Here is a 5,115-nt window from a genome sequence, read left to right as displayed (position 1 = left end):
GACGGCGTCCTCGATCACCACGCAGCGGTCCGCGGGCACGCCCAGCAGTTCGGCCCCCCGCAGGTACGTGTCGGGCCGGGGCTTGCCCGGGATGCCCTCGGCCTGCGCCACCAGCCCGTCGACGACGACCTCGAAGCGGTCCCGCAGCCCCGCCGCCTCGAGCACGGGGCCCGCGTTCTTGGAGCTGGAGACCACGCAGGACGCGATCGCGGCGGCGTCGAGGGCGTCGAGGTAGGCGACCGACCCCGGGTAGGCCTCGATCCCCTCGTCGAGCAGCTGACGGAAGACGATGTTCTTGCGCAGCCCCAGCCCGGTGATCGTGTCCGCCTCGGCTGACCCCTCGTCGTCGTCGCCCTCGCCCTCGACGCCATCGGGCAGCGTGAGGCCGCGCGCGGCGAGCATCGACGCGATCCCCTCCACCCGCGGTTTGCCGTCTATGTAGCGGAAGTAGTCCTCGTCCGAGTAGGGGTCGATCCCGCGGTCGGCGAAGTACGCGGAGAACATCCGGTTCCACGCCTGCATGTGCTTCTCGGCCGTCGGGGTGATGACCCCGTCGAGGTCGAAGAGCACGGCATCTATGCCGTCATGGTCCATGTCGAATCCTGCTTCCGGGTCGGTGGGCCGATCGGGCTCGTCCGGTGACGCATCAAGGGTAGACACCCGGACGCCGTATCGAACCCCTCACCTCCCCCCGTGCGGCCCATCTCACGCCCGGCGGGCAGGGAATGTGGGTGCCATCCGGCCTACGTGCGGGAGGGATGCGGGGTCCACCCGGCCTCGACTCGGGGCGGAATGCACTGTCACCGGGTGCCCGGTGGCACTATGGTCGGTGACTCTGGACTAGAAGGAGAGAGATGCGACTTCGCACCCGCAATCCCCGCCGTGTCGCGATCGCCGGCCTCGCACTGGTCACCGCGGCCGCACTCACGGCCTGCACGTCGGACTCCGACGACTCCGGGAACGGTGACGCCCCGGGCGACACCCAGACCGCCGAGACCGTCGACGAGTCCGCACCCGAGGCGCCTCTCGACCAGCTGGTCCTGGCCGAGGGCGAGGCCCCCGGTGGCGGTGTGGTGCAGGTGATCGAGCCGGATCTCCTCCAGGAGGCGGTCGACAAGCTCGTCGCCGACCAGGGCAAGCAGCTCATGGAGGACCCGGCGTGCGACAGGGTCTCCCGCCTCGAGACCGTCTCCAACTTCGCGACCACCGACGGGCTGACCGCAGCGGTGCGGTACAAGCAGTCGCAGGAGGACGACACCGAGCATCGTTTCGGGATCGGCATGGTGGGTCAGAAGCTCGACGATTTCATGGACCGCTCCCTGTACGAGGCCTGCACCACCTCGCGGAGCTCCACCAACCCCGACGTCGAGCTCGTCATGACCGTGGGTGACGCCCCGGCCATCGAGGGCGCCGAGGGCTTCCGGGTCACCAGCGACTTCATCACCACCCGGCCGGACGGCACCCGCTCACTGAGCCGGGCCATCGCGATCCACGGCTTCACCCGTGACACCACCGTGAGCGTCGAGTACGCGGCCCGCGGCAACAACCCGGAGGCGGACCCGGTCCTGCCCTCCGCGGCCGGCGCCCTGGACGCCATCTACGAGGCGCAGATGGCCAAGATCGTGGTGGCCGAGTAAGCCGCTCGACCGTCGCCGGCGCCCCAGCCATCGAGAAGAGCGTTCCGCGCACGTCGCCCGAGAGGCGGTGCGCGGAACGCTCTTGTCGTTGACCGTTGCCCGGTGAGGGGCGGGCCCGGGAGCCCGGTGAGGGGCGGGCCCGGACCGGTGCGGGGTGGGCCGGGGAGCCCGGTGAGTGCGGGCCGGGTCAGGGCCGGGCCGGGTCAGGGCCGGGCCGGCGCCCCTAGAGGTTGATCATGTGGCCGCTGACGCCCTCGACGGCCTCCTTCATGGCCTCCGAGAGGGTCGGGTGGGTGTGCACGTTGCGTGCCACGTCCTCGGCGGTGAGGTCCCACATCTGCGCCAGGGTCAGCTCGGGCAGCAGCTCGGAGACGTCGGGGCCGATGAGGTGGGCACCGAGCAGTTCGCCGTGCGTGCCGTCGGCCACGACCTTGACGAACCCGACCGCGTGGCCGAGCCCGTGCGCCTTGCCGTTGGCGGAGAACGGGAACTTGCCCACCTTGACGTCGTAGCCCTCGTCGCGGGCCTGGGCCTCGGTCAGCCCGAACGAGGCCACCTGCGGCTGGCAGAACGTCGCGCGCGGCATCATCCGGTAGTCACCCAGGGTCTGCGTCTGGGCGCCGGCCATGGTCTCGGCGGCCACGACTCCCTGCGCCTCGGCCACGTGGGCCAGCTGCAGCTTGGCGGTGACGTCGCCGAGGGCGTAGATGCCCTTGACGTTGGTCCGCATGTTGTCGTCGATGGCGATGGCGCCGCGGTCGGTGAGCTCGACACCGGTCTTGTCCAGGCCGTAGCCCTCCACCCGGGGCGCGAACCCCACGGCCATCAGCACCTTGTCCACGGTCAGGGTCTGGGACTTGCCCTCCTCACCGTTCTTCTCGACCTCCACCTCCACCGAGTCGCCGTTGTCGGTGACCTTGGTGGTCTTGTGCCCGGTCAGGACCTTGACGCCGAGCTTCTTGTAGTGCTTGGCGATCTCCTTGGAGACCTCCTCGTCCTCGTTCGGCAGGAGACGGTCCATGAACTCGACGATCGTCACCTCGACGCCGTAGTTGGACATGACGTAGGCGAACTCCATGCCGATGGCCCCGGCGCCGACGATCACGATGGAATCCGGGAGCTCGCGGGAGAGGATCTGGTCCTCGTAGTCCACCACGTTCTCGCTCAGCTCGATCCCGGGCAGAGTCTTGACCACGGAACCGGTGGCGATGATGCAGTTGTCGAACGTGTACGAGGTGCCGTCGACCTCGATCGTCTTGTCGTCGGTGAAGGTGCCGAAGCCGTCGATCTCGGTGATCTTGTTCTTCTTCATGAGGAAGTGGACACCCTTGACGATGTTGTCCGAGACCTTGCGGCTGCGGTCGTGGGCCACCCCGTAGTCGAAGGAGACGTCCCCGGAGATCCCGAACGTCTTGGCGTCACGCAGCACCGTGTTGGCCAGCTCGGCGTTGCGCAGCAGCGCCTTCGAGGGGATGCACCCGACGTTGAGGCACACACCGCCCCAGTATTTCTCCTCGATCACGGCCACCTTGAGGCCGAGCTGCGAGGCGCGGATCGCGGCGACGTAGCCACCGGGGCCCGCGCCGAGGACGATGAGGTCGTAATGAGTGTCAGCCACGACACACAGGGTAGCGCTCCCGACGGCCGCCGAGCGGCGGAGCGGCGTGGAACCCCACCCGAAATGAGCGTCGCCGCCTCCTCCCGGGGGGAGGGGCGGCGACGGTGCCCGAGTGGGGCGAGCTCAGGACAGGTTGCCCAGGACCGACTTGAGAGCCGAGGCGACGATGTCGCCGACGGTCTCGGCGATCATGTCGGTGATGTTGCCGGTGGCGCTGCCGCCGCTGAGCGAACCGGAATCGCCCGAGCCGGTGCTGAGGATGTCGGTGAGGGAACCCATTGTGTATCTCCGTTTATCGAGTGCATTCCCGAGGATTTCGAGAATGGCCGGGTCAGGCGACCCCTGCATGGCGTTGATGGTACTGACGCTACGGCCCGGTAACAAGAGCCTGTGGATTTCTTACACCGGTTCAGTTGCCGACGGGCCGCACACGGCATCATCGGGGCATGAACTCATCCGCGTCGCCCGATCCGTTCCTGCATCTCGAGGACGTCGACTCCGCCGGGGCCCTCGAGTGGGTCCGGGACCGGAGCGACCGAACCGTGGCGGATCTCGCCTCCGGGCCGGAGGCCGAGACGGCGTACGCCCGCGCCCTGGAGATCCTCGACGCCTCGGACCGCATCGCGTGGCCGGTCCTGCGCGGCCGCCACGCCTACACCCTCTGGCGGGACGCCGACCATCCCCGCGGTCTGTGGCGACGGGTGCCGTGGTCCGTGCTCTCGCGTGGTGCCCCGGGCGTCGACCACCCGGCCTGGGAGACCCTGGTGGACGTGGACGCCCTGGCCGCCGAGGAGGGGGTCAACTGGGTCTACTCGGGCACCGTGGTCCGGCGCCCCGCGGACGACAGGGCGCTCGTCCGGCTCTCCCGCGGGGGCGCGGACGCGGTGGAGGTCCGCGAGTTCGATCTGACCGCCCGCCGATTCGTCCCGGAGTCCGAGGGCGGGTTCCGGCTGTCCGAGGCCAAGAGCTCGGTGTCCTGGGTGGACCGGGACACCCTGCTGCTGTCCTCGCCGCTGGACCCCGGCGGGTCGGACGCCACCGACTCCGGCTACCCCCGCCTGGCGCGGCTGTGGCGTCGCGGGACCGACCCGCTCAGCGCGCCGGTGATCTTCTCCGGACGATCGGAGGACGTGGCGGTGGGCGCCGCGTACGACCTCACCTCGGGCCGCTACACGACCAGCCGTGCCCCCGACTTCCACACCTCCGAGGAGTGGTTCTGGTCCCCGGGGGTCGATCCCTCGACCACCGCACCCCACCGACTCCCGGTCCCCGAGGACTGCCGCGTGGAGTCGTGCGGGGACTGGCTGCTGCTGCGGCCGCGCACCGATCTCGAGGTCGCCGGACGCACCCACGCCGGCGGGTCGGTCCTCGTGCTGCCGTGGGCCGCGATCGACGCCGACCCCTCGCGGTTGCCCGAGCCCGTCGTCCTGTTCTCCCCCACCCCCTCCACCACGGTCGAGGACGTGACCTGGGGCCGGGGCCGGATCCTGCTGACGATCCTCGACGACACCGAGTCCCGCCTCGAGGCGTACACGATCCCCGACGCCGCGGACGGGGCCTGGGAGCCCCGCCCCGTCGAGGGCTTACCGGACCACGTGTCGGTGGACGTGCTGTCCTGCGACCGCCTGTCCGGCGCCGACGCAGGCGGCGGAATGGACGACGACGACGAGCGCCCACACCCCGACGACGCCGTCCTCGCGGTGTCCGGGCCGATCGTGCCGCCGTCGCTGGTGCTGCTGCGCGCGGACGGCTCCACCACGACGCTCGGGTCCACCCCCGACCGGTTCGACACCACCGGCATCGAGGTCACCCGGCACACAGCGGTCAGCGACGACGGCACCCGCGTGCCCTACACCGTGA

5 protein-coding genes are annotated in these 5,115 nt (G+C 70.2%); 2 read left to right on the top strand and 3 right to left on the bottom strand.

The features are described 5' to 3' along the window. Positions 1–594, bottom strand: a 594-nt coding sequence (locus tag G6020_RS13220; RefSeq protein WP_182610937.1) for an HAD-IA family hydrolase, incomplete at its 3' end; no start/stop codon positions are given. Between the two features lie 260 nt (positions 595–854). Between G6020_RS13220 and G6020_RS13215 the strand changes: the two genes are divergently transcribed. Continuing rightward, positions 855–1,637: a hypothetical protein gene (locus G6020_RS13215; protein ID WP_182610936.1), complete on the top strand. Its 783-nt coding sequence runs from the start codon at positions 855–857 to the stop codon at positions 1,635–1,637. A gap of 223 nt (positions 1,638–1,860) precedes the next feature. Here G6020_RS13215 and lpdA read toward each other — a convergent pair whose 3' ends face one another. Further along, positions 1,861–3,255, bottom strand: coding sequence for a dihydrolipoyl dehydrogenase (lpdA, locus tag G6020_RS13210; RefSeq protein ID WP_182610935.1), 1,395 nt, complete (start codon positions 3,253–3,255; stop codon positions 1,861–1,863). A 123-nt stretch (positions 3,256–3,378) separates the two neighbouring features. Further along, positions 3,379–3,534 (bottom strand): hypothetical protein, encoded by a 156-nt coding sequence (locus G6020_RS13205; protein WP_179523434.1) that lies wholly within the window; start codon positions 3,532–3,534, stop codon positions 3,379–3,381. A 167-nt stretch (positions 3,535–3,701) separates the two neighbouring features. Between G6020_RS13205 and G6020_RS13200 the strand changes: the two genes are divergently transcribed. After that, positions 3,702–5,115, top strand: a 1,414-nt coding sequence (locus G6020_RS13200; RefSeq protein ID WP_182610934.1) for a S9 family peptidase, incomplete at its 3' end; no start/stop codon positions are given.

This window comes from Dietzia sp. B19, assembly GCF_014145155.1.
GTDB lineage: Bacteria > Actinomycetota > Actinomycetes > Mycobacteriales > Mycobacteriaceae > Dietzia > Dietzia natronolimnaea.
This window is presented reverse-complemented; position numbering and strand designations above follow the sequence as displayed.

Coding starts and splice junctions, on each gene's coding strand:
- G6020_RS13215 (WP_182610936.1), top strand. CDS start 855: ATGCGACTTCGCACCCGCAATCCCCGCCGTGTCGCGATCGCCGGCCTC.
- G6020_RS13205 (WP_179523434.1), bottom strand. CDS start 3,534: ATGGGTTCCCTCACCGACATCCTCAGCACCGGCTCGGGCGATTCCGGT.